Origin of the sequence: Sandaracinobacter sp. (assembly GCF_041909755.1) — a bacterium.
Classification (GTDB): Bacteria; Pseudomonadota; Alphaproteobacteria; order Sphingomonadales; family Sphingomonadaceae; genus Sandaracinobacteroides.
Window position 1 is genome coordinate 31,623 of the sequence record NZ_JAYRCW010000001.1, and the last position, 23,573, is coordinate 55,195.

The 23,573-nt window shown below is 65.1% G+C and carries 25 protein-coding genes; 17 read left to right on the forward strand and 8 right to left on the reverse strand.

The window, feature by feature from the left end:
• Positions 1–37: 37 nt before the first annotated feature.
• Complete coding sequence (gene dgcA, locus ACE3O8_RS00145; protein WP_374385491.1) at positions 38–1,018, forward strand: N-acetyl-D-Glu racemase DgcA; 981 nt, start codon at positions 38–40, stop codon at positions 1,016–1,018.
• A gap of 59 nt (positions 1,019–1,077) precedes the next feature.
• The gene (eno, locus tag ACE3O8_RS00150) at positions 1,078–2,352 is read left to right on the forward strand and encodes a phosphopyruvate hydratase (RefSeq protein ID WP_374385492.1); all 1,275 of its coding nucleotides are present in this window, start codon (positions 1,078–1,080) and stop codon (positions 2,350–2,352) included.
• A gap of 124 nt (positions 2,353–2,476) precedes the next feature.
• Here the strand turns inward: eno and ACE3O8_RS00155 are convergent, their stop codons facing one another.
• The gene (locus tag ACE3O8_RS00155; protein ID WP_374385494.1) at positions 2,477–2,776 is read right to left on the reverse strand and encodes a hypothetical protein; all 300 of its coding nucleotides are present in this window, start codon (positions 2,774–2,776) and stop codon (positions 2,477–2,479) included.
• Positions 2,777–3,264: 488 nt separating this feature from the next.
• Between ACE3O8_RS00155 and ACE3O8_RS00160 the strand changes: the two genes are divergently transcribed.
• From ACE3O8_RS00160 to ACE3O8_RS00185, 6 genes are all read left to right on the forward strand, one after another.
• Positions 3,265–3,603 (forward strand): septum formation initiator family protein, encoded by a 339-nt coding sequence (locus ACE3O8_RS00160; protein WP_374385496.1) that lies wholly within the window; start codon positions 3,265–3,267, stop codon positions 3,601–3,603.
• Between the two features lie 239 nt (positions 3,604–3,842).
• Positions 3,843–4,841, forward strand: a complete 999-nt coding sequence (pdhA, locus tag ACE3O8_RS00165; RefSeq protein ID WP_374385602.1) for a pyruvate dehydrogenase (acetyl-transferring) E1 component subunit alpha — start codon at positions 3,843–3,845, stop codon at positions 4,839–4,841.
• Complete coding sequence (locus ACE3O8_RS00170; protein ID WP_374385498.1) at positions 4,841–6,184, forward strand: pyruvate dehydrogenase complex E1 component subunit beta; 1,344 nt, start codon at positions 4,841–4,843, stop codon at positions 6,182–6,184. Before pdhA ends, ACE3O8_RS00170 begins: the two co-directional genes overlap by 1 nt.
• A gap of 12 nt (positions 6,185–6,196) precedes the next feature.
• Positions 6,197–7,495, forward strand: coding sequence for a pyruvate dehydrogenase complex dihydrolipoamide acetyltransferase (locus ACE3O8_RS00175; protein ID WP_374385500.1), 1,299 nt, complete (start codon positions 6,197–6,199; stop codon positions 7,493–7,495).
• Entirely contained in the window at positions 7,492–8,865 is a 1,374-nt protein-coding gene (lpdA, locus tag ACE3O8_RS00180; protein ID WP_374385502.1) for a dihydrolipoyl dehydrogenase, read from the forward strand. The genes ACE3O8_RS00175 and lpdA overlap by 4 nt, the downstream gene beginning before the upstream one ends.
• Positions 8,843–9,367 (forward strand): N-acetyltransferase family protein, encoded by a 525-nt coding sequence (locus ACE3O8_RS00185; RefSeq protein WP_374385504.1) that lies wholly within the window; start codon positions 8,843–8,845, stop codon positions 9,365–9,367. The genes lpdA and ACE3O8_RS00185 overlap by 23 nt, the downstream gene beginning before the upstream one ends.
• Here ACE3O8_RS00185 and ACE3O8_RS00190 read toward each other — a convergent pair.
• From ACE3O8_RS00190 to ACE3O8_RS00210, 5 genes are all read right to left on the reverse strand, one after another.
• Complete coding sequence (locus ACE3O8_RS00190; RefSeq protein WP_374385506.1) at positions 9,362–10,006, reverse strand: carbonic anhydrase; 645 nt, start codon at positions 10,004–10,006, stop codon at positions 9,362–9,364. The two genes, ACE3O8_RS00185 and ACE3O8_RS00190, sit on opposite strands and share 6 nt — an antisense overlap.
• Positions 10,007–10,073: 67 nt before the next feature.
• The gene (locus ACE3O8_RS00195) at positions 10,074–11,147 is read right to left on the reverse strand and encodes a hypothetical protein (RefSeq protein WP_374385507.1); all 1,074 of its coding nucleotides are present in this window, start codon (positions 11,145–11,147) and stop codon (positions 10,074–10,076) included.
• Positions 11,148–11,236: 89 nt separating this feature from the next.
• Positions 11,237–11,776 carry a J domain-containing protein gene (locus ACE3O8_RS00200; protein ID WP_374385509.1) on the reverse strand — a complete coding sequence of 180 codons (540 nt, stop codon included), beginning with the start codon at positions 11,774–11,776 and terminating at the stop codon, positions 11,237–11,239.
• The gene (locus ACE3O8_RS00205; RefSeq protein ID WP_374385511.1) at positions 11,751–12,242 is read right to left on the reverse strand and encodes a hypothetical protein; all 492 of its coding nucleotides are present in this window, start codon (positions 12,240–12,242) and stop codon (positions 11,751–11,753) included. Before ACE3O8_RS00205 ends, ACE3O8_RS00200 begins: the two co-directional genes overlap by 26 nt.
• Position 12,243: 1 nt before the next feature.
• A complete protein-coding gene (locus tag ACE3O8_RS00210; RefSeq protein ID WP_374385513.1) occupies positions 12,244–13,848 on the reverse strand; it encodes a phosphoenolpyruvate carboxykinase in 1,605 nt (534 codons plus the stop codon).
• Positions 13,849–14,117: 269 nt separating this feature from the next.
• Here ACE3O8_RS00210 and ACE3O8_RS00215 point away from each other — a divergent pair, with 269 nt between their 5' ends.
• Genes ACE3O8_RS00215 through ACE3O8_RS00240 form a run of 6 tightly spaced genes read left to right on the forward strand, consistent with a single transcriptional unit; the run spans position 14,118 to position 18,492 of the window.
• Positions 14,118–14,825, forward strand: a complete 708-nt coding sequence (locus ACE3O8_RS00215; protein ID WP_374385605.1) for a response regulator transcription factor — start codon at positions 14,118–14,120, stop codon at positions 14,823–14,825.
• 3 nt (positions 14,826–14,828) lie between these two features.
• Positions 14,829–16,430: an ATP-binding protein gene (locus tag ACE3O8_RS00220; protein ID WP_374385515.1), complete on the forward strand. Its 1,602-nt coding sequence runs from the start codon at positions 14,829–14,831 to the stop codon at positions 16,428–16,430.
• Positions 16,427–16,861, forward strand: a complete 435-nt coding sequence (locus ACE3O8_RS00225; protein ID WP_374385517.1) for an HPr kinase/phosphorylase — start codon at positions 16,427–16,429, stop codon at positions 16,859–16,861. The genes ACE3O8_RS00220 and ACE3O8_RS00225 overlap by 4 nt, the downstream gene beginning before the upstream one ends.
• A gap of 9 nt (positions 16,862–16,870) precedes the next feature.
• Positions 16,871–17,806: an RNase adapter RapZ gene (gene rapZ / locus ACE3O8_RS00230; RefSeq protein WP_374385519.1), complete on the forward strand. Its 936-nt coding sequence runs from the start codon at positions 16,871–16,873 to the stop codon at positions 17,804–17,806.
• Positions 17,803–18,207 (forward strand): PTS sugar transporter subunit IIA, encoded by a 405-nt coding sequence (locus ACE3O8_RS00235; RefSeq protein WP_374385521.1) that lies wholly within the window; start codon positions 17,803–17,805, stop codon positions 18,205–18,207. Before rapZ ends, ACE3O8_RS00235 begins: the two co-directional genes overlap by 4 nt.
• 12 nt (positions 18,208–18,219) lie before the next feature.
• Positions 18,220–18,492, forward strand: coding sequence for an HPr family phosphocarrier protein (locus tag ACE3O8_RS00240; protein ID WP_374385523.1), 273 nt, complete (start codon positions 18,220–18,222; stop codon positions 18,490–18,492).
• Between the two features lie 36 nt (positions 18,493–18,528).
• On the opposite strand, the gene ACE3O8_RS00245 is transcribed toward ACE3O8_RS00240, so the two are convergent.
• Positions 18,529–18,786 carry a YjhX family toxin gene (locus ACE3O8_RS00245; RefSeq protein ID WP_374385525.1) on the reverse strand — a complete coding sequence of 86 codons (258 nt, stop codon included), beginning with the start codon at positions 18,784–18,786 and terminating at the stop codon, positions 18,529–18,531.
• Positions 18,787–19,028: 242 nt separating this feature from the next.
• Positions 19,029–19,508, reverse strand: coding sequence for a bacterioferritin (gene bfr, locus ACE3O8_RS00250; RefSeq protein ID WP_374385527.1), 480 nt, complete (start codon positions 19,506–19,508; stop codon positions 19,029–19,031).
• 158 nt (positions 19,509–19,666) lie between these two features.
• Here bfr and ileS point away from each other — a divergent pair, with 158 nt between their 5' ends.
• Genes ileS through ACE3O8_RS00265 form a run of 3 tightly spaced genes read left to right on the forward strand, consistent with a single transcriptional unit; the run spans position 19,667 to position 23,410 of the window.
• Entirely contained in the window at positions 19,667–22,492 is a 2,826-nt protein-coding gene (gene ileS / locus ACE3O8_RS00255; protein WP_374385529.1) for an isoleucine--tRNA ligase, read from the forward strand.
• The gene (lspA, locus tag ACE3O8_RS00260; protein ID WP_374385531.1) at positions 22,489–22,980 is read left to right on the forward strand and encodes a signal peptidase II; all 492 of its coding nucleotides are present in this window, start codon (positions 22,489–22,491) and stop codon (positions 22,978–22,980) included. The genes ileS and lspA overlap by 4 nt, the downstream gene beginning before the upstream one ends.
• Entirely contained in the window at positions 22,973–23,410 is a 438-nt protein-coding gene (locus tag ACE3O8_RS00265; RefSeq protein WP_374385534.1) for a DUF3035 domain-containing protein, read from the forward strand. The genes lspA and ACE3O8_RS00265 overlap by 8 nt, the downstream gene beginning before the upstream one ends.
• Positions 23,411–23,573: the final 163 nt, after the last annotated feature.

Consider the following 23,573-nt stretch of genomic DNA (forward strand, 5'->3'; position numbering starts at 1 on the left):
CCTAGCGGTGCGGGGCAGGCGGCGCTAGGCGGCGAATATGCGAAACCTGATTGCCCGCATCGAGCGATGGGAAACGGCGCGGCCGTTCGTGATTTCCCGCGGTTCCAAGAGCCATGTGGACGTGGTGGTGGCGGAAATCCGCGAGGATGGGCGCCTGGGCCGGGGCGAAGGAACGCCCATCTATTACAAGGGGGATACACCCGAACTTGCGCTGGCAGCGATCGAATCGCAGGCCGGTGCGATCGCCGCCGGGGCAGGGCGGGCCGATCTGCTCGACCTGATGCCGCCCGGCGCGGCGCGAAACGCCATCGATTCGGCGCTGTGGGACCTGGAGGCGAAGGTGCGTGGCGAGCGGGCCTGGGCGCTGGCGGGGCTGCCGCAGCCGCAGCCGATGCTGACAGCCTATACGATCAGCCTGGGCGACCCCGGCACGATGGCCGCCGCCGCGAAAGAGGCGGCCGGGCGCGAATTGCTGAAGCTGAAACTGGGCGGGGAGGGCGATCTGGATCGGGTAGCGGCCGTGCGGCGGGCCGCGCCGGATGCGCGCTTGATAGCAGATGCAAACGAAAGCTGGGAACATATTGATATTGAAAAAATATGCCATGACCTACATGCCCTTCGCGTGGAACTTGTGGAGCAGCCGTTGCCGGCCGGGCGCGATGCAGGGTTGCTGCATGTGAAGTCCCCGGTGCCGCTGTGTGCCGACGAAAGCCTGCACAGCCGCGCGGAACTGGGCGAGCTGATCGGGCGTTATCGGTTCCTGAATGTGAAGCTGGACAAGTGCGGGGGCCTGACGGAGGCGCTGGCGCTGATCCATGCCGCCCGGCAACGCGGGCTGGGAGTGATGACGGGCTGCATGCTCTCTACCTCCCTTGGGATTGCGCCGGCCTTTGTCGCCTCGATGCAGGCTGGCTTTGCTGATCTGGATGGCCCGCTGCTGCTGGCGAAGGACCGGCCGCACGGCTTGATGTTTAACGGCAGCGATGTGTGCCCGCCGGAGGTTGAACTTTGGGGCTGAGCGCCTGTAAGCGACGCCTGACCGATTGAACCGCAGAAGCTGAGCAGCAGGGAGCCCCCATGACCGCGATCGTCGACCTTATCGCCCGCGAAATCCTCGACAGCCGGGGCAATCCCACGGTGGAAGTGGACTGCATCCTGGAAGATGGCAGCTTTGGCCGGGCCGCCGTGCCGTCGGGCGCCTCGACCGGGGCGCATGAAGCGGTTGAGAAGCGCGACGGGGACAAGTCGCGCTATATGGGGAAGGGCGTGCGGGAAGCCGTGGCGGCCGTGCACGGCGAGATTTCGGACGTGCTGATCGGCGAGGACGCCGAGGAGCAGGAAGGGATCGACGCGGCGATGCTGCAACTGGACGGCACGCCGAACAAGGCGCGGCTGGGGGCGAACGCGATCCTGGGCGTGAGCCTGGCGGTGGCGCGGGCCGCAGCCGACGCGCGCGGGCTGCCGCTGTATCGCTATGTCGGCGGGACGTCTGCGCGGCTGCTGCCGGTGCCGATGATGAACATCATCAACGGCGGCGCGCATGCCGACAACCCGATCGACTTCCAGGAATTCATGATCATGCCCACGGGGGCAGAGAGCTTTTCCGAAGCGCTGCGCTGGGGGGCAGAGATCTTCCATACGCTGAAGAAGATCCTGCACGACCGGGGCCTTTCGACGGCGGTTGGCGACGAAGGCGGCTTTGCGCCGAACCTGTCCAGCGCGACCGAGGCGCTGGACGTGATTCTGCAATCAATCGAGAAGGCGGGCTACAAGCCGGGCGAGGATGTGAAGCTGGCGCTGGATTGCGCCTCCACTGAGTTTTTCAAGAACGGTACCTATGTTATGGAAGGAGAAGGGAAAACCCTTTCTTCAGACGAGATGTCAGCATTCCTTGCTGACCTTTGTGCACGGTATCCGATCGTGTCCATCGAGGATGGCATGGGCGAGGACGACTGGGCCGGCTGGAAATCGCTGACCGACAAGGTGGGTGCGAAGGTGCAGCTGGTGGGTGATGACCTGTTCGTGACGAATGCCGTTCGCCTGCGCGAAGGGATTGCGAAGGGCGTCGCAAACTCGATCCTGGTAAAGGTGAACCAGATCGGAACGCTTTCCGAAACGCTGGAGGCAGTGAACACGGCGCATCGCGCGCGCTATACGGCGGTGATGAGCCATCGTTCCGGCGAGACCGAGGATTCCACCATTGCGGATCTGGCGGTGGCCACCAACTGCGGGCAGATCAAGACCGGGTCGCTGAGCCGTTCAGACCGACTGGCGAAGTACAACCAGCTTCTTCGCATCGAAGGTGAACTGGGCGAGACGGCTGTTTACGCAGGACGCCTCATTTCCCTGTAATTCAAGAGCCTTGCCCGCCCTTCCTGAGGGCGCGCGCCTGCATCGGCATCCAATGAGAAAGGGGCCCGGCTTCGTTAGAAGCCGGGCCCCCAGGGTTGCTTGTCTCTAGGGTTGGAAGTTGCGATCAGGCAGCGACCTTACGCCTGCTCGCTGCAACGCCGGCCAGGCAGATGCCTGTGATCAGCATTGCAAGGTTGCCGGTGTCCGGCAGTGGCGGCAGTTGACTACCGCTCGGTTGTTTGAAAGCGACTCGATCTGGTTGAACAAAAGCGACTTTCTCTGGTGTCGTCTTTACGATGACGATCTGTGTTGCGGCTGTTGCATTCGCTCCCGGGACTTCTGCCAGGGTTTGCGCAAATGCCGGATTTCCTCCAGCCGAGAGGAAAACGAGCGCGGCGCCTGCCTTCACATATTGGCTTAACATGGCGTTACTCCGACTTTTTATCTGGGCGACCCTTGTTATCGTTTTCGCCCGTTAACGCTGAGATATCCGGGAACGAGCGATCGTTAAAGATGTGAAATTAGCTGTTTACATTCGTTCACGTTGGATGCGGTTGCGGTGCGGCATATTTGCAACAGTCGTGCCACGACCCCGGTATCTTCATATAGTGTGTTAAGAACATCTTCACACAAGATGTTAACGAAACCGCCCACAAGATATTGGGTTTGCGTATATATCCCTGGCAGACGATCGGGTTCAGGCTGTTTAACTGTTTGGCGACCCTTTCGCTGCGGATGGCGATGGGGTTGCGTCCGAATCGGTGTCAATTTCTGATTCGTCGGGCCTGCGAAGAGGTGGCGTTCTGGCCGGAACTGGTGGGGTTGCGGTTCAGGCGGGATGCATGTGATTCGCCGATGCGGTTTCGGAACGTGCGGCCTTGACTGACTCACGCGCGCGTGATTCTGTGAATCATGCATCCTGCCCCTCTCGTCGATCTCATGAAGCGTGCCGCGCTCCCGGCGCTGTGCCTGCTCGTGATGCTGTATTTTGGGATGCATGCCCTGTTCGGATCGTCCGGCATTTTTGCGCTGGATGACATCCGCCGGTCGAAGCAGCAGCTTTCGGACGAGCAGGCGCGGCTCGCCGCGCGGCGGGACATGCTGGACCGCAAGATCGGGTTGCTGGATCCCAAGGGCGCCGATCCGGATTTCGCGGACGAGCTGGTGCGACGGCACCTGGGCGTGATTCGGCCTGATGAAGTGATCGTTCCGCTGGAGAGCGGCCGGCAGCCCGGGGGCTCTGCGCGCTAGGCTTCTGCTGCCGGAAGGCAGAATTCGTATTCGGCGGATGGCAAGCGGGGCGACCCGGCAGTTGAAACTTGGGACGCCCCCGGTAGAACGGCCGGGTGAGGGCGCTGATGCCCGAGGGGCGGCCGCCATGGGGCCGCGCGAGTGGATCGAGGGGATTGCCAGTGGCAAAGGCAAAGGGTGCAGCGGCCGGCGAGGCTCGCACACCGGCCGCGAAGGGGCGGCTGCAGGATCTGCCCAACATGAAGCGGCATGAACCGACGGCAGAGGAGTATCGCGACTTTTTTCGCATGATGCTGCTGATCCGCCGGTTCGAGGAAAAGGCCGGCCAGCTTTATGGCATGGGGCTGATCGGCGGCTTCTGCCACCTCTATATCGGGCAGGAAGCGGTGGTGACCGGCCTGCAGGCGGCGATCACGCCGGGCAAGGACAGCGTGGTGACCGGCTACCGGGATCATGGCCATATGCTGGCCTGCCATATCGATCCGAAGGCGATCATGGCCGAACTGACGGGCCGCGCCGCCGGGATCAGCCGGGGGAAGGGCGGATCCATGCACATGTTCTCTGTCGAGCAGGGGTTTTTCGGCGGACATGGCATCGTTGGCGCGCAGGTGCCGATCGGGGCGGGGCTGGCCTTTGCGCACAAGTATCGCGCCGACGTGCTGGGCGGCGAGGGCGGCGTGGCGCTGGCCTATTTCGGCGACGGGGCGGCGAACCAGGGCCAGGTGTATGAAGCTTTCAACATGGCCGAGCTGTGGAAGCTGCCGGTGATCTTCGTGATCGAGAACAACCAATATGCGATGGGCACCTCGGTGAACCGGGCGTCTGCCGAGGATCAGCTGTATCGCCGGGGCGAGAGCTTCCGGATCGAGGGGATGCAGGTGGACGGCATGGACGTGCTGGCCGTGCGGGGCGCCGCGACCGTCGCGCTGGACTGGGTGAAGAGCGGGCGCGGGCCGATCCTTCTGGAAATGAAGACCTATCGCTATCGCGGCCATTCAATGTCTGACCCGGCCAAGTATCGCAGCCGGGAAGAGGTTCAGAACATGCGCGAGAACCGCGATCCGCTGGATCATGCGAAGCGCGAGATGATGGAACGGGGGGATGCCGACGAGGCCTGGTTCAAGGCCGTCGAGCAGGAGATCAAGAAGATCGTCGCGGAATCCGCCGACTTTGCGGAACAGGCGCCGGAGCCGGAACTTTCCGAGCTTTATACGGACGTTCTGGTGGGGACTTACTGATGGAACTGAAGCTGCCTGCGATGTCCCCCACGATGGAGGAAGGGACGCTTGCGGCCTGGCATGTGAAGCCGGGCGACGTGGTGAAGCCGGGCCAGGTGATTGCCGAGATCGAGACCGACAAGGCGACCATGGAACTGGAGGCGGACGAGGGCGGAACGGTGGTTTCGCTGGATGTGCCGGCCGGAACCGACGGCGTGAAGGTGGGGACGATCATCGCGGTGATTGCGCTGGAGGGCGAGGAAGCGGCGCCTGCCGCGCCCGCACCGTCGCCGGCGGCCGCTGCGCCCGCTGCCGCCCCGGCCGCTGCCGCGGTGGATACGCCGAAGCCCGTGGCGCTGTCGCCTGCGACCGTTGCGGCCTTTGAAGGGCCGACGCGCAAGCAGACCGTGCGCGAGGCGCTGCGCGACGCGATGGCGGAGGAAATGCGCGCGGACCAGACGGTGTTCGTGATGGGTGAGGAAGTCGCCCAGTATCAGGGCGCCTACAAGGTAACGCAGGGCCTGCTGGAGGAATTCGGCGAACGGCGCGTGGTGGATACACCGATCACCGAGTATGGCTTCGCGGGGCTTGGCGTTGGCGCGGCGATGGGCGGCCTGAAGCCGGTCGTGGAGTTCATGACCTTCAACTTCGCCATGCAGGCCATTGATCATATTATCAATTCTGCCGCGAAAACCAACTATATGTCGGGCGGGCAGATGCGCTGCCCCATCGTGTTCCGGGGGCCGAACGGTGCGGCATCCCGCGTGGCGGCCCAGCACAGCCAGAATTACGGGCCCTGGTATGCCAGCGTGCCGGGGCTGATCGTGCTGTCGCCCTATGATGCGGCGGATGCCAAGGGGCTGTTGAAATCGGCGATCCGTTCACCCGATCCGGTGGTGTTCCTGGAGAATGAGCTTCTTTACGGGCATAGTTTCGACGTGCCGGAAGGCGAGCATGTCGTGCCGATCGGCAAGGCGCGGCTGTATCGCGAAGGCAGCCATGTGACGCTCGTTTCCTATTCCATCGGGGTGGGAATCGCGCTGGAGGCGGCCGCGGCGCTGGCGGCGGAGGGGATCGAGGCCGAAGTGCTGGACCTGCGTTCGCTGCGGCCGCTGGACGAGGCGGCCGTGCTGGCGAGCCTGAAGAAGACCAATCGCATGGTGGTGGTGGAGGAGGGCTGGCCGGTGTGCAGCATTTCTTCCGAGATCATCGCCATCGCCATGACGAAGGGCTTCGACGATCTGGATGCCCCGGTGTTGCGGGTGACGAACAAGGATGTGCCGCTGCCTTATGCCAACAATCTGGAAAAGGCGGCGCTGGTGAAGGCGGCCGATGTGGTGGCTGCTGTGAAATCCATTCTGTAAGGGGCTGAAAACATGGCAATCGATATCACCATGCCGGCCCTTTCGCCCACGATGGAAACGGGCACGCTGGCAAAATGGCATGTGAAGCCCGGCGACCGGGTGAAGCCGGGCGACGTGATCGCGGAGATCGAGACGGACAAGGCCACCATGGAGGTGGAGGCCGTGGATGAAGGCACGATCAGCGAGATCCTGGTGCCGGAGGGCACCGAAGAGGTGAAGGTGAACGCCGTGATTGCGCGGCTTCTGGAAGAGGGTGAGGCGGCGGCGCCGGCGCCAAAGCCCGCCCCGGCCCCCGCCAGGCCGGTGGAGACGGAACCGAAGACGGCTGCGCCGGTCGCGACCGCCCCTGCCGCTGCACCGCCTGCGGCACCGGCCGCTGCACCGCCTGCGCCGTCCCACGGCGCGCGGCATATCGCCAGCCCGCTGGCGCGGCGGGTGGCGCAGTTGATGTCGGTGGATCTTGCCACGGTAACCGGCAGCGGGCCGCATGGGCGGATCGTGAAGGCCGATGTGGAAGCGGCCGCCGGCAAGGCGCCGGTTGTGGCACAGTCGGCCGTGCCCGAACCAGCGCAGCCTGCGAAGGCGGCCGTGCAGGCAGCGCCCGCCGCAGCGCCGACGGACGTGCCGTTCGAAACCGTGAAGCTGAGCAACATGCGCAAGACCATCGCGCGGCGGCTGACCGAATCGAAGACGCAGGTGCCGCACTTCTACCTGACGGTGGATGTGCAGCTGGATGCCTTGCTGAAGCTGCGAGCGGAATTGAACAAGTCGCTGGAATCGCGTGGCATCAAGCTGTCCGTCAACGATCTTCTGGTGAAGGCGCAGGGGCTGGCGCTGATGGAAGTGCCGGATGCGAACGTCAGCTTCGCGGGCGACACCCTGCGCAAATTCAGCCGCGCCGACATTTCCGTGGCGGTCGCTATTCCGGGCGGGCTGATCACCCCGGTGATCCGCGACGCGGGCAACAAGCGGCTGAGCCAGATCGCGACGGAAATGAAGGATCTGGCGGCCCGGGCGCGGGACGGGAAGCTGCAGCCGCCTGAATATACCGGCGGCACGGCCAGCATATCCAACCTGGGCATGTATGGCATCAAGCAGTTCGACGCCGTAATCAATCCGCCCGAGGGCCTGATCCTGGCGGTGGGGGCGGGCGAGAAGCGGCCCTATGTGGTGAATGACGCGCTGGCGATCGCGACCGTGATGAGCGCGACGGGCAGTTTCGACCACCGGGCGATCGACGGCGCGGTGGGGGCTGAGTTCATGGCGGCCTTCAAGCGCCTTGTCGAAAGCCCGATGGGGATGCTGGCATGAGCGTGGAGACCTTCGACCTTGTCATCATCGGATCCGGGCCCGGCGGCTATGTCGCGGCGATCCGGGCGGCGCAGCTGGGCCTGAAGACCGCCATCGTGGAGCGGGAGCGGCTGGGCGGCATCTGCCTGAACTGGGGCTGCATCCCGACCAAGGCGCTGCTGCGTTCGGCGGAAATCAAGCATTATCTGGATCATGCGAGTGATTATGGCCTTATCGCCGGAACAACCGGGTTCGATCTTGCAAAGGTGACGGAGCGCAGCCGCAAGGTTGCGAACCAGCTGAACGCGGGCGTGAAGGGCCTGATGAAGAAGAACAAGGTGACGGTGGTGGAAGGCGCCGCCACCCTGGCTTCGGCCACCACCGTAAAGGTGGGCGAGCGGACGTTGCAGGCGAAGAATGTGATCGTTGCCACCGGTGCGCGGGCGCGGGAACTGCCGCACCTGAAGGCTGATGGCGACCGCGTCTGGACCTATCGCCACGCCATGGTGCCGCCGGCGATGCCGACCGATCTGCTTGTGATTGGCTCCGGGGCGATCGGCGTAGAATTTGCGAGCTTCTACAAGGATATGGGATCGAATGTGACCATCGTGGAGATGGTGGACCGGATTCTGCCCGTGGAAGATGCCGACATTTCCGCCTTCGTCCACAAGGCGTTGACGAAACAGGGCATGACGATCCGCACCAAGGCCTCTGTCGACAAGCTGGAGGTGAAGGCGGACGGCGTGGTGGCAACGATCAGCGGCGAGGCGCAGACGTTCAGCCATGTGATCGTGGCCATCGGCATTTCGCCCAACACCGAAAATCTGGGGCTGGAGGCGCTGGGCGTCGCGCTGGATCGCGGCCATATCGTTACCAACGAGTGGGGGCAGACGAACGTGCCGGGCCTGTGGGCGATCGGCGATGTGGCGGGCGCCCCCTGGCTGGCGCACAAGGCGAGCCACGAGGGTGTTGTCGCGGTGGAGAAGATCGCGGGCGTGGCCCATGCCCACCCGATGGACAAGTCCAACATTCCCGGCTGCACCTATGCCCGGCCGCAGGTGGCCAGTGTGGGGCTGACGGAGGCGAAGGCGAAGGAAGCCGGATATCAGGTGAAGGTGGGCAAGTTCCCCTTCATCGGCAACGGCAAGGCCATCGCGCTGGGCGAGGCCGAGGGCCTGGTGAAGACCGTGTTCGACGCCAAGACGGGCGCGCTGCTGGGGGCGCATATGGTGGGCGCGGAAGTGACCGAGCTGATCCAGGGCTATGTGATCGCGCGCCAGTGTGAGGCGACGGAAGCCGAACTGATGCAGACCATCTTCCCGCACCCGACGCTGAGCGAGACCATGCACGAAAGCGTGCTGGACGCTTATGGGCGCGTCCTCCACATCTGAACGCATCCGTGCCGCGACGCGGGCGGATGCGCCCGCCGTTGCGGCGATCTATGGGCCGGAAGTGGCGCATGGCACCGCGAGCTTCGAGACGGAGCCGCCCAGTGCCGGGGAAATGGCGGATCGGATCGGGCGCTGCATCGATCGGGGCTGGCCCTGGCTGGTGCTGGAAGGCGAGGGCGGGCAGATCCTTGGCTATGCCTATCTGAACCAGTTCCGCGATCGCGCGGCCTATGCCCACACGGCGGAAACCAGCGTCTATGTCGCCTCTGGCGCGCGGGGGCTGGGCGTAGGCCGCCAGTTGATGGAGGCCCTGATCCCCGCCGGCCGGGCCGCAGGCTTCCGCCAGTTCGTGGCGGTGATCGGCGACAGCGGCAATCACGCCTCCATCGCGCTGCATTCGGCGGCTGGATTCCGCCATGTCGGCACCTTGACCGGCGTAGGCGAAAAGTTCGGGCAGCTGCTGGATGTGGTCTACATGCAGCGGGGCGAGGCCGCGCTATAGGTCGATCGGAACGGCCTGGTACTGGCCCGCCTTGGCGTCGAGGATGCGCAGCGACCCTTCGGCGATATCGAAGATCACGCCATGCAGCTGCAACCGCCCGGCCTTCAGCGCCTCTGCCACGAACGGATAGCTGGCGAGGTTTTCGATGCTGAGCCGCACGCTGGCCTGCTCCAGCGCGCGCTGGGCATCGATATCAGGGGAAAGCGCGGCAGCGGCCTTCACCGAATCCCGCGCGGGGGCGATGAATTCCATCCAGGCGTGGACATGCTTGCCCGCCACCGGATTGTCGAAATCGCCCGCCAGTGCGGCCTGGATGCCGCCGCAACGGGCGTGGCCGAACACGACGATATGGCGCACCTTCAGCCCGGTGACGGCATATTCCACAGCCGCCGCGACCGAGGACTGGCCGGAAATGGCGGATACAGGCGGCACCAGATTGGCGATATTCCGCAGGACGAACAGCTCGCCCGGGCCGGAATCGAACACGCGCGTGGGATCGACCCGGCTGTCGGAACAGGCGATGACCATGACGGCCGGCGCCTGGGCCTGCGCCAGCTGATCGTAACGCTCGCGCTGTTCGCGATAGGCGCCCAGCCGGAAGCGGCGATAACCATCAATGAGGGCTTCGAAATCCATCATGCCCTGCCTATTGCCGAACAATGGCGGCAAGGGGAAGTGGCGGAATTGCGGGTTTGCCGCGGCGGCTTCAGTTGCAGGGCGCGATTTCGCGGTGATGGGCCTGGTTGTCGAACATCCATTGCAGCGTGACTTTGCACTGGCGGTCATTGCAGATGCGCTGCTGGCTTTGCTGCCACTGGATCGCGAATGGTTCCTGCGCGGGCGTCAGCGCGGGCTGCGGCGGGCGGAGATCGATGGGGATCTGCGTGAGGGAATGGAGCTGCGACCCCATGAACAGAGCCAGAAGGTCTGCCGTGATCTGCGGGATGGCGGGGCAGGGGCCGCGTTCGAAACTGCCGGGAAAATCCGGTTCCAGATAATCGAAATGCTGGCCCTCATAGATACAGGCGTAGCGGTTCACCCGTGTCTTCAGGATCAACGGAGAGGATTCAGGCTGTTCCAGATCCTCGTATGGATCCCTGTGGGCGAACATGAAGAAGCTGGTGCAGGGAATAGCGCTTAGCAGCGCGGCCGGGCTTGGCGTCACCTCGGTGAACACGCCGCCGAGGCTGGCGAGCGCGGCTATTCCGGGATTGGCGGCCGCATAGCGGGCGGCCAGCAGCGCGCCATAGCTGTGGCCGATGACCGCGCGCGACTGGATCCGCCGGTTGACCCAAGGTGCGCCATGCCAGGCGTTGAACAACCATTCGACGATCGGATCCACCGTGGAGGCCGGCGTGTCCGGACCCGGTGAGTGGCCCGGTACCAGCACGACATGGCCGCTGCGGGCGAGCGCCACGGGAATGCGCCACCAGGCCCGGTGGTAGCCTGCGAACGGCACCCCGGAAGGCGGTTGGCCGTGTAACAGGATCACAAGCGGCCAGCGCCAGGCGCACCGTTGCAGCATGGGGCGGGGTGGAACAAAGCGCGCGCTGGGATAGTAGATGCTGAGGTTGGCCGGTGGGCCATCGGCGGTCGTCAGATGTTCCTCGCCCCAGGCCACGGGGTGGCCTGCATCGGGGATCCAGCTGACAGGCCCGGCGGCAGAGGGATCGGCGGGGCAGGGGGCCGGTGTTTCCCCCGGATGGCAGGCTGGCAGCAGCGCCAGCGGCGAGGCGAGAAGAGACCGCCGATGTAACAGGATTCCAGCTGAATTCGACATCCCATGCTCTCCAGGAAGAGGTGCAGGCGATGCGGCCCCGGCATTTTGTTGGGATAAGGTTAACAGCTATTCAGATATTGTTGAAGAGATCAGGCCTTTTGCTGGTCTGCCCGGCGTTCTGCCGCCGACTTCAGCACTTCATAGGCAGCCTGCGCGGCCTGGAAGCGCTTGGCTGCCTCTGCGTCTCCGCCCGTGACGTCCGGGTGGTTTTCCTTTGCCCAGCGGCGGTGCGCGGCCTTGATGGCGGCTTCGTCTGCATCGGGTGGAAGGTCGAACAGGCGCAGCGCGTCCAGCTCGGCACGGGATCGGGAGCCATCGCCTTCGCCCCAATCCCAATGGCGGGATCGCTGATAGCTGCGCTGGCCCTGCTGTTCGCGCGTTTCCTGTTCGGCGGCTTCCTCGTCCGTCAGCGCTTCGAAATAGTTCCAGCCCTTGTTGTATTCGGCGGCGTGGGCTTCGCAGAAATACCAGCGCTCAGGCCGGTTCGGGGCCTTTGGAGCGGGGCAGTTTCCGGGGTTCGTGCAGCCGGCCCTGTCGCACAGGCGCTGCGTTTCGGGCGCCTTGCCCGCGCCTTCATAGGCACGCCAGCGGGGGAAGCCCCAGTCAGAGCTTCGGCGCTGGCGCGTCATCTTGCATGGCCCATTCGAATCGCATCAGATCCGGTTCCACCAGATGGCGGCGGGCTTCAACCGAAAACAGCCGGTCGCGGCTGTAATGCCTGAGCGGCGCATCGCGCCGGCCCTGTTCGGACGCGATGAAGCCGTTCACCCGATCGAGCAGCGATCTGCCGGGATTGGCGCACAGATGCGCGCGCGCATTGGCGATCCAGAATTGCGTGAGGGTTTCGTGATAGCCCTGCGTGTCGTCGTTCACGCCGCCCACGCTTTCGTTGAAGCGTGAGATGATACCCGGAAGCTGTTGTTCCAGATCGAGTTCCGGATGTTCCAGGATCAGGGTGACGACGGCCGCCAGATGCGCTTCATGCGTCCATGCCGCGCGGGGCAGGGTGCATGTCAGCAATCCGGCGGCAATGCGCCTGATCTTCTTGTCCGCCTCGAAAAGCCGGGGCGGAAACTCGTCCGCCCCGTGTGTCACGTCAGGCGGCTTTCGGGGCGGCTTCGCGGACGCCCTGTTCGACATGATCCTCGAACTGGGCGAAATTCTCCACGAACATCCGCACCAGCGCGCGGGCCTTTTCGTCATAGTCGGCCGCGCTCGGCCAGGTGCTGCGTGGATCGAGGATGCCGGGTTCGACGCCCGGCACACTGACGGGCACGTCGAAGCCGAAGAAGGGATCCTTGCGGAACTCCGCATTCTTCAGGCTGCCGTCGAGCGCGGCGTTCAGCAGCGCGCGGGTCACCTTGATCGGCATCCGGCTGCCGGTGCCGCCGGTGCCGGCGCCGCCGCCTGTCCAGCCGGTGTTCACCAGCCAGCAGTCCACGCCGCCCTTGGCGATCCGATCCTTCAGCAGGTTTCCATAGACGCTGGGGTGGCGCGGCATGAACGGCGCGCCGAAGCAGGTGGAGAAGGTGGCGTCCGGTTCCGTGACGCCGATCTCGGTGCCGGCCACGCGCGCGGTATAGCCGGACAGGAAGTGATACATCGCCTGATCGGGCGTCAGCTTCGCGATCGGGGGCAGGATGCCGAAGGCGTCGGCCGTCAGCATGATGATGTTCTTCGGAACCGGGCCCAGATTTTCCTTCGAGGCGTTCGGGATGAAATCGATCGGATAGGAACCGCGGCTGTTTTCGGCGAGGCGGTTGTCGTCCAGGTCGATCACGCGGGTTTCGGGATCGATCACCACATTTTCAAGAACGGTGCCGAAGCGCCTGGTGGTGGCGTAGATTTCCGGTTCCGCGGCCTCGGACAGGCGGATCATCTTCGCATAGCAGCCGCCTTCGAAGTTGAACACGGCCGTGTCGGACCAGCCATGCTCGTCATCGCCGATGAGGGTGCGGCTGGCATCTGCCGAAAGGGTGGTCTTGCCCGTGCCGGACAGGCCGAAGAACACGGCGGTGTCGCCCTTGGCGCCGATGTTGGCAGAGCAGTGCATCGGCATCACGCCCTTGGTGGGCAGCAGATAGTTCAGGATGCCGAACACCGACTTCTTCATTTCGCCGGCATATTTCGTGCCGCCGATCAGGATCAGCTTTTCCGTGAAGTTCACCGCCACCACCGTTTCCGAACGGCAGCCATGGCGGGCCGGATCGGCGCGGAAGCTGGGCAGATCGATGATCGTGTATTCGGTGGCGAAGTTCGCCAGCTCGGCGGCCGTCGGGCGCACCAGCAGGGTGCGGATGAACAGCGAATGCCAGGCGAATTCGGTGACGACGCGGACGTTCACGCGATATTCCGGCTGCGAGCCGCCGAACAGCTCCTGCACGAAGAGCGTGTCCTTCTCGCCCACGGCCTTCAGGAAATCGGCCTTCAGCGCGGCAAAGTGCGCGGGATCCATGGGCTTGTTCGACTTGCCCCACCAGACGCTGTTTTCCGTTTCCGCGTCCTTCACGGTGAACTTGTCGTTCGCGGAGCGGCCGGTGTGCTGGCCGGTTTCCACCACGAAGGCGCCGTCCTTCGAAAGCAGACCTTCGGCGCGATTGACCGCCAGCTCGATCAGCGGCGCGGTGCCGAGGTTCTTGTGGACGGTTGCCCCGGCCTTCACGCCCAGCGCTTCCAGTCCATTCCCGGTCGATGTGCCCACCAGACTTGTCCCTTCATCCCGATACCGGCTTTGGCCGGCGTTCTTGCTGTGCCGGCCGTTCGCCGGTTCGGCGCCGCTTCCTCTTCGGCGCCGATGTTTGCGCAGGGCAGCCATGCGGCCGCCGCATACGTATGCAAGCTCCCTACACGAAGCTCGCACCGCATGTGAAGCTATTGAAGCATGAAGCTTTGGCGGAACCAGCGTTAGCAGCTATACACCATCCGCATGACGAAGCGTGCAGCAGACCCGGCAGGCGCATGGCCGCGGACATGACCCCCACGATCGCGCTGGTCGATGATGACCGGAACATCCTGACATCGGTGAGTCTTGCGTTGCAGGCCGAGGGGTTCACGACGCGAATCTATGCGGACGGCGCAGCGGGGCTGAAGGGCGTGCTGGAAAATCCGCCCGATCTTGCCGTGGTGGACATCAAGATGCCCCGGATGGACGGCATGGAGATGCTGCGCCGCCTGCGCGAGAAATCCGACGTGCCGGTGATTTTCCTGACATCCAAGGACACTGAAATCGACGAGGCGCTTGGCCTGGCGATGGGGGCGGACGACTATATCGGCAAGCCGTTCAGCCAGCGGCTGCTGATCGAGCGGATTCGCGCTGTGCTGCGCCGCACGGCCAACAGGCGCGCGCCCGCCGAAGCCGACGAGCCGCCGTCGGATCCGATCGTGCGCGGCAAGCTGGAGATGGACCCGGCCCGCCATCGTGTCCGCTGGGGCGGGCGGGATGTGCCGCTGACGGTGACGGAGTTTCTGATCCTTGACGCGCTGGCCCAGCGGCCGGGGTTCGTGAAATCCCGCGACCAGCTGATGGACGTGGCCTATGCCCATGACAGCTATGTGGATGATCGCACGATAGATAGCCATATCAAGCGGTTGCGAAAGAAATTTCGTGCGGTGGATTCGGAATTCAAGGCCATCGAGACCCTGTATGGCGTGGGCTATCGCTTCGACGAGGAAGACTGAGGCGTGAACGCCGAGGCCAGTTTTCGCGACGCGCAGCTGGCGGCGCGGCGGGCGGGCGCCGCGCCCCGCTTTTCGGGATGGTCTTCGCTGGTCACCCGCATCCTGGTCGTGAACCTGGTGGCGCTTCTCGCGCTCGCGGGCGCGCTTCTCTATATCGAAAGCTTCCGCACCCGGCTGCTGGAGACGCGCGAGCAGGAGCTGTTGCGCCAGGGCGAGATCATGGCCCAGTTCCTTGAAGCGCAGGGGGTGGAGAAGGGCCGCGAGGCCGTGCTGGACATTTCCAGCACGCGCGGCACCCGCATCCGCCTGTTCGACCGGCAGGGCGCGCTGATCGCGGACAACTGGAGCAATCCGGCCGTCACGCGCTTCCAGCTGGTTGACCCCACGACGGAAGGATTCCGGCGGGAAAGCGCCATCCTGATCGACCGGATGATCGATTTCCTGACCGGGCAGGCCGAACCGCCGATGCTGGGGGAGCCTGCGATCGACAGGCGGCAGGCATGGAGCGAGGCGGAGGCGGCGGCCCGGTCCGGCAGCGCGGTGACGCAGGCGCGCCAGACCGAGGACAGGCTGGTGGTGTTGCAGGCTGCCGTGCCGGTGCGGCCCAAGGGCGCGGCGGCGCCCTGGCCCGTCGTGCTGCTCACGGTGGATACGCCCGACGTGATCGACCTGGTGCGGCGGGAGCGGATGACATCCTTCCTGGTGTTCCTGGTGGTGCTGGGCTTCAGCCTGGCGCTGAGCCTCTATCTGGCGCGCACCATCGTGGTGCCGCTGCGGCAGCTGGCGCTGGCCGCGCACCGCGTGCGGCTGGGGCGGCAGCGCGACGTGGTGGTGCCGCGCCTGCCGCACCGGCGCGACGAGGTGGGTGGGCTTGCGCGGGCGCTGGCCGACATGACGGCCGCGCTGAGGCAGCGGATGGACGCGACGGAGGCGTTCGCGGCCGACGTGGCGCACGAGCTGAAGAACCCGCTGGCGAGCCTGCGAAGCGCCGTGGAGACGCTGGGCAATGTGCGCGACGAGGCGGTGCGCGAGCGGCTGTTCGCCGTGATCGAGGCGGATGTGCGGCGGATCGACCGGCTGATCACCGACATTTCGGCGGCCTCCCGGCTGGATGCAGAGCTTTCGCGCGCCCGGCTGCAACCGCTGGACGTGGCGCAACTGGCCGAGGCGATCATGTCCACGCAGACGGCGGGCGGGCCCGCGCGGCGGGGCGTCAACTTCCGGATGGACCTGCCGCCGCCGGGCACGGCGATGGTGATGGCCGATGCGGACCGGCTGGCGCAGGTGCTGAACAACCTGGTGGACAATGCGATCAGCTTTTCCCCCGAAGGTGGGACGATCACGATTTCGGCCTGGCGGCAGGGGCCGGTGGTGAACATGGCGGTCACCGATGAAGGGCCGGGCGTGCCGCCGGAAGTGCGCCAGTCCATTTTCGAGCGCTTCTATTCCGAGCGGGCCGAGGGCGAGGAGTTCGGGAAGCACAGCGGGCTGGGCCTTTCCATCGCCAGGGCCATTGTGGAGGCAATGGATGGCCAGATCCGGGTGGAGGACCGGGCGGACGGGAAGCCCGGTGCGCTGTTCCGCGTGAGCCTGCCCGCGCTGTGACGCCGACCCGCGCCGGGACACCGACGATCCACGCGACCGCCGTTTCGATCCGGGGGCAGGGGGTGCTGCTGCTGGGGCCGCCCGGCAGCGGCAAATCCGATCTGGCGCTCAGGCTGATCGACAGGGGCGCCGTGCTGATCGCGGACGACCGGGTGGCGGTTTCCGGCGGTGACCCGGCGCTGCTGTCGGCCCCGGCGGCGATCGCCGGGCGGATGGAGGTGCGCGGCGTGGGGCTGTTGCCGATGCCGCATGCGGATGGCGTGCCGGCGCGGCTGGCGGTGGACCTGTCCGCCGCGCCCGACCGTCTGCCGCTGCCGGCGACGCTGCAGGTGGGGGAGGCGCGCGTGCCGCTGTTGCGCCTGGCGCCGTTCGAGGCTTCGGCGCCGATCAAGGTTGAACTGGCGGTGGCGCACGGGCTGCCGAGCGATTAGAGACAGCCCATGCCCGATGATCTGCAGGTGAAGGATGAACCGCCGGCCCCCGTGCTGCTGGTGACGGGCCTGTCGGGTGCGGGCAAGTCCACGGCGCTGAAGGTGCTGGAGGATCTGGGCTATGAGGCGGTCGACAATCTGCCGCTTTCGCTGCTGGGGCCGTTGCTGGCGGTGCCGGGCGGGCACCGGCTGGCAATCGGGATCGACGCGCGGACGCGGGCCTTCAGCCCGGAGCTGGTGCTGCAGGCGATGGCGGAACATGCGACGCCCGAACGGCCGATCCGCATCCTCTATCTGGATTGCAGCGGGCATGAACTGGTGCGCCGCTTTTCGGAAACGCGGCGACGGCATCCGCTGGCGCTGGACAGGCCCGCCGGCGACGGGATCGCGATGGAGCGGGAGCTGCTGTCGGAACTGCGCCGCGTGGCAGACGTGGTGATCGACACCAGCGACTTTTCCACCAACGACCTGCGGCGGGCGGTTTCAATGCGCTTTGGCGCGGCGGGCCACAAATCCCTGACGCTGACACTGATGAGCTTCGGCTATTCCCGCGGCGTTCCGCGCGATGCCGATCTGGTGTTCGACATGCGCTTCCTGAAGAATCCGCATTGGGTGCCCGAGTTGCGGCCGCTGACCGGGCTGGACAGGGCGGTGAGCGATCATGTGAAGTCCGATCCGGCCTATGCGTCAGCCTTTGAGACAATCGTGGGGCTTCTAACCCTGCTGTTGCCCGGCTATGCGAAGGAGGGCAGGGCCTATCTGACGGTTGCGTTCGGCTGCACCGGTGGCAAGCACCGGTCCGTCGCGGTGGCGGAGGCGGCATCTGCGGCGCTGGTGGAGGCGGGCTGGCCCAACGCGGTCGTCCACCGGGACAGGGCGATCGGCGCTGAAGAGGATTTGCCGGAGGCGGTATCGGCCGAAGGCGAAAGGAAAGGTCTGGAATGATCGGGTTGGTTCTGGTGACGCATGGCCGTCTGGCTGCCGAATTCGTGGCGGCGATGGAGCATGTCGTCGGGCCGCAGGCGCAGTGCCAGGCGATCTGCATCGAAGCCAATGACGACATGGAAGAGCGGCGGGCCGACATCGCCAGAGCCGCTGCCGAAGTGGACAAGGGCGCCGGCGTGATCCTGTTGACGGACATGTTCGGCGGCACCCCCTCCAACCTTGCGATTTCGCTGCTGGGCCGGCCCAATCTGGAGGTGATTGCAGGCGTGAACCTGCCCATGCTGATCAAGCTGGCCAGCGTGCGCAAGGCGAAGACGGTAGGCGAAGCCGTCGATATGGCGCAGGAAGCTGGACGCAAATATATCAGCGTTGCCAGTCGCCTGCTTGGCGAAGCTGCCTGACGGTCTTAACGGGTGAGCGCCGGGCCGGTTTCTGTTCCGATCACCAACAGGCGCGGCCTGCATGCGCGGGCCAGCGCCAAGTTCGTGACGCTGGCCAGCCAGTATGACGCGACCGTCACCGTTTCCAAGGATGGCTCCGACGTGCTTGGCACCTCCATCATGGGGCTGATGATGCTGGCGGCCGGGATGGGCGAGAGCATCGAAGTGCGCGCAGACGGCCCGCAGGCCGGCGAGGCGCTGACGGCGCTGGTCGAGCTGGTGCAGGGCAAGTTCGGCGAGGATTGAGGCGGGGCGCAGCTCCGCCCCGCCTCCGCTTTCGGTTCACCGGTTGTCGGGCTGGCTTCGAACCAGCTCCAGCCCGCGCCGGGTGATGCGGTAGGGCTGGCTGCCGGCCGACGAGATGGCCCGGCGGCGCTTCAGTTTCCGGAACAGCGGCAGATCAAAGGCGGACAGCCGCCACCCTTCGCGGGTGAAGCATTCCGCGCCGATGATGCGGCCGCGCGCATCCTTGACGGGCGCGATCGAGCCGCCCTGTGCGAGCAGGTGGAGGATCCGTTGTTCGGATCGGGAGATATCCATGGATTTTGTCCGGTGCAGCGGGCCGCGAGGGGCGGCCCAAGCCAAACGGCCCTGCGCGCCAAAGGGGCGGGCAGGGGGCTCATGTCTGGCGCCTCACCCCGCGGGGTGAGGCTTCAGCGGGTCTCGGACAGGGTCATATGCACGGGCGAAAGATAGGCTGCCGTGCGCGGGGCTGCAATGGGGGCTTCCGGGGTGGTGTCAGGCAAAGCCGTCAGTCCCGGCTTTGCCCTGATCCTGGCCGCCTACGATCCAGCTGCTTCCGACTGGAGCTGGATATAGTTCTGCAGCCCCTGGTCGCGGATCATCTGCTGCTGCTTCTCGATGAAGTCGACATGCTCCTCCTCGGCCTCCAGGATCTCGACCAGCAGCTCGCGGGTGCCGAAGTCACGCACGCTCTCGCAATGGGGGATGGCTTCCTTCAGCAGGGCCAGCGCCTCATATTCGAGATCCAGATCCGCCTGCAGGATTTCGGGCACATTTTCGCCGATGCGCAGGCGGTTCAGCGTTTGCAGGTTGGGCAGGCCATCCAGGAACAGGATGCGCTCGATCAGCTTGTCGGCATGCTTCATCTCGTCGATCGACTCATGATATTCATAATCGGCGAGCTTCTTCACGCCCCAGTTGTCCAGCATGCGATAGTGCAGGAAATACTGGTTGATGGCCGTCAGTTCGCCCTTCAGCGCCTGGTTCAGATAGTCGATGACCTTCTTGTCGCCCTTCATGGCAGCCTCATTCTGTTCGGGAATCAGGGGCTGTCTACAGGCGTCATTGATAAAAGTCAAACAAATCCAGATATTTAGTTGCAAACGAATTTGCCCAGCATTCGCAGCCCGGCAAAGGGTTGCATGGCCGCCCCGATGCTCTAAAGCCTTCGCCCGCCATGACAGAGCAATCCAGGGCGGCAGATTACCGCCACACCGTGTTCCTGCCCGAAACGGGCTTCCCCATGAAGGCTGGCCTTGCCCAGACCGAGCCGCGCCTGCTGGCGCGCTGGGCGGAGGAGGGCGCGCATGCGAAATTGCGCGAACTCCGCACCGGCGCGGCGCGCTGGATCCTGCATGACGGCCCACCATATGCCAACGGGGACATGCACCTTGGCCATGCACTGAACCACATCCTGAAGGATTTCGTGGTCCGCAGCCGCACGCAGATGGGGTTCGACAGCCCCTATATCCCCGGCTGGGATTGCCACGGTCTGCCCATCGAATGGCGAGTGGAGGAATTGAACCGCGAAAAAGGCATCAAGAAGGGCGAGATGGATTTCATCGCCTTCCGCCAGCAATGCCGGGACTATGCCGGGCATTGGGTGGGGGTGCAGCGCGAGCAGTTGAAGCGGCTGGGCATCTGGGGAGATTGGGAAAATCCCTATCTTACCATGGATTTCTCGTCAGAAGCTGTGATTGCGTCAGAACTGATGAAGTTCGCCGAGAGCGGCCAGCTGTATCGAGGCGCCAAGCCGGTGATGTGGTCCCCGGTGGAGCAGACCGCGCTGGCCGAGGCGGAAGTGGAGTATGAGGACATCACCTCCACGCAGGTGGATGTGGCGTTCGAGATTGTTGAGGCGCCGAACGCTCCGGACCTGGTTGGCGCCTATGCGGTGATCTGGACGACGACGCCCTGGACGCTGCCCGTGAACCGGGCTTTGGCGTATGGAGAGGACGTTGAGTATGTTGCGCTCACTTGGAAGGCGCGCACGTTTATCGTAGCCAGACCACTGCTCCATGAGTTTTGGCTTCGAGTGGCCTACGAGAAGATCGACGGGGTCTATCAAGATCAACATGTTCCTGAAAAATGGGAAACTGAAGGGAAGCTGTTTAAGGGCTCGCTTCTTTCAGGCGCCATCGCCCGCCACCCGTGGCACGCGCTGGGCGGTTTCTTCGCTGAACCCCGCCCACTGCTCGCTGGCGATTTCGTCACCACCGATGCGGGCACCGGCCTCGTCCACATGGCCCCCGATCATGGCGAGGACGATTTCTATCTCTGCAAGGCGCATGGCGTTGATCCGAAGTTCGTTGTCGGCCCCGATGGCACCTATCAGGCGGATTGGCCCGTTGTTGGCGGGATGCACGTCTATAAGGTGAACGCGCCCGATGGTCCCGTCTGCGCTGCGCTGAGGGAAGCGGGCGCGCTGCTGGCGGCAACCGCCGATTACAAGCACAGCTATCCGCACTCATGGCGCTCCAAGGCGAAGCTGATCTACCGCTGCACGCCGCAATGGTTCGTGGCGATGGACCGCGACCTTGGCGACGGCACCACGCTGCGCGGCCGGGCGCTGACAGCGATCGGCGATACCCGCTGGTTCCCCGCGCAAGGCGAAAACCGCATCCGCGCCATGGTGGAGGGCCGCCCGGACTGGGTGCTTTCCCGCCAGCGCGCATGGGGCGTGCCCATCACCCTGTTCGTGCAGAAGGGCACGGGCGACTATCTGGTTGACGCAGAGGTGAACGCCCGTATCAAGACCGCCTTCGAAACCGACGGCGCAGACGCCTGGTGGACGCGCGACCCGCAGGAGTTCCTCGGCAGTGCCTACAAGGCCGAGGATTATGAGCAGGTGACGGACATCCTGGATGTCTGGTTCGACAGCGGCTCCACCCACGCCTTCGTCACCGAAGCGCGGCTGCGCGCCGAACAGGCCGACCTCTATCTGGAAGGCTCGGACCAGCACCGGGGCTGGTTCCAGTCCTCGCTGCTCGAATCCTGCGGCACGCGGGGGCGGGCGCCCTACAAGGGCGTGCTGACGCACGGCTTCACGCTGGACGACAAGGGTCGCAAGATGTCCAAGTCGCTGGGCAATGTGGTCGATCCGCAGAAGATCATCGGCGAATCCGGGGTGGACGTGCTGCGGCTGTGGGTCGCCTCCACCGACACCTCGGAAGACCAGCGCTTCGGCAAGCTTTCCATGCAGACCAGCGTGGACAATTACCGCAAGCTTCGGAACACGCTGCGCTATCTGCTGGGTGCGCTGAAAGGGTACAGCGCGGAGGAAGCGGTTCCGGTGGCCGAAATGCCGGAGCTGGAGCGCTATATCCTCTCCCGCCTCGCCGGCCTCGATGCCGAAATCCGCGCCGCGCTGGAGCAGCATGCCTATGCGCGGATGATGGCGGCGATCTTCAGCTTCGTGAACGTGGACCTGTCCGCCTTCTTCTTCGATGTGCGCAAGGACAGCCTCTATTGCGATGCGGCGTTCGCGCCCAAGCGCCGGGCCTATCGCACGGTGCTGGCGACGCTGTTCGACGCGCTGAACCACTGGCTGGCCCCCGTGCTGGTGTTCACCACCGAGGAAGCGCATGAGCAGCGCCATGGCGACGGCACCTCGGTGCACCATGGTACCTATGCCGACATTCCCGCGAGCTGGCGCGACGAGGCGCTGGATGCGCGGTTCGAGCGGCTGCGGGAGCTGCGCGCGCTGGTGACGCAGGCGATCGAGCCGATGCGGCGCGAGAAGGTGGTGGGATCGTCCAACGAAGTGGCGGTGACGATCCATGCGCCCGCCGCAGACAAGGCGCTGGTCGACTCCCTGAACTTTGCCGAGCTTTGCATCGTTTCATCGGTGGACGTGCTGGTGGCGGAGGGAGAGGCCCGCGTGGCGGCCGCCGCAAGCGACAAGGCGCGCTGCGCCCGTTGCTGGCGGCACCTGCCCGACGTTTCGGCCGATACCGACCTGTGCGGACGCTGCGACGAGGTGGTGGCGGAGATGGACGAATGAGGCGCCTTGCCTATGCGCTGGCCGCGATCGTGTTCCTGGCCGACCAGCTGGTGAAATACTGGATCATCCATGTGGTGGAGCTGGAACAGAAGGTCAGCGTGCCGGTGCTGCCCTTCTTTTCGCTTACCTGGGTGGAAAACCGGGGCGTTTCCATGGGGATGCTGACGGCGGACACGGATGTGGGCCGCTGGCTGCTGGTGGGCCTGACCGGGGTGATCGCAACGGTCGTCGCGGTGTGGATCCGCCGCGAGCGGCATTGGCCGGAATCGCTGGCGCTGGGCCTGATCCTGGGCGGGGCGCTGGGCAATATCGTGGATCGGGTGCGCTTCGGCTATGTCGTGGACTTCGTGCATTTGCACTGGGGCCCCTGGTCCTTCTATGTGTTCAACATTGCCGATGCGGCGATCACGGCGGGGGTTGTCATCCTGCTGTTTCGCGCGCTCATCGGCCGTTCAGACGCCAGCTCGGAAAGACTTCCCAATGCGTAGCCTGATCCTCGTCGTCGCCCCCTCGCTCCTTCTTGCGGCCTGTGGCGGCAACGACATCGCCGACCGCAAGCGCCCGGACGAGTTCGCCATCGGCAAGCAGGCCCCGCTGGTGATCCCGCCCGATTACAGCATGGCCCCGCCGCGCCCCGGCGCGCCTCGCCCGATCGGCGCAGACAGCCAGCAACAGGCGCTGGAAGCCCTGTTCGGCCCCGGCGTGCAGCTGCCGCCCAAATCCCAGATCGAAAGCCAGCTGCTGTCTGACGCGAAGGCCGCCCGGGTGGATTCGTCCATCCGCAGCACGGTCGCCGACATGCCGGGCCAGCCCGGCACGCAGACGGTGGACAAAGGCACCTTCCTGCGCGAACTGCTGGACGCGCCCGCCGGCACCCGCAACGCGGACATCGCGAAGGTGACCGTTCCGGGGGCCTGATCAGGCCAGCCGTGGCATGTGCCACCGGCAGGCAGGGACATGATCTGGCAAATATCTGCTTTGCAAACAGGCGTTGCCCGCCTTGCTTTCACCCGCTCGGGCTGAGCTTGCCGAAGCGCGGAATTTGAAAGTGCATTGCGGAGGTTGTGGCCTGCTTGATGGG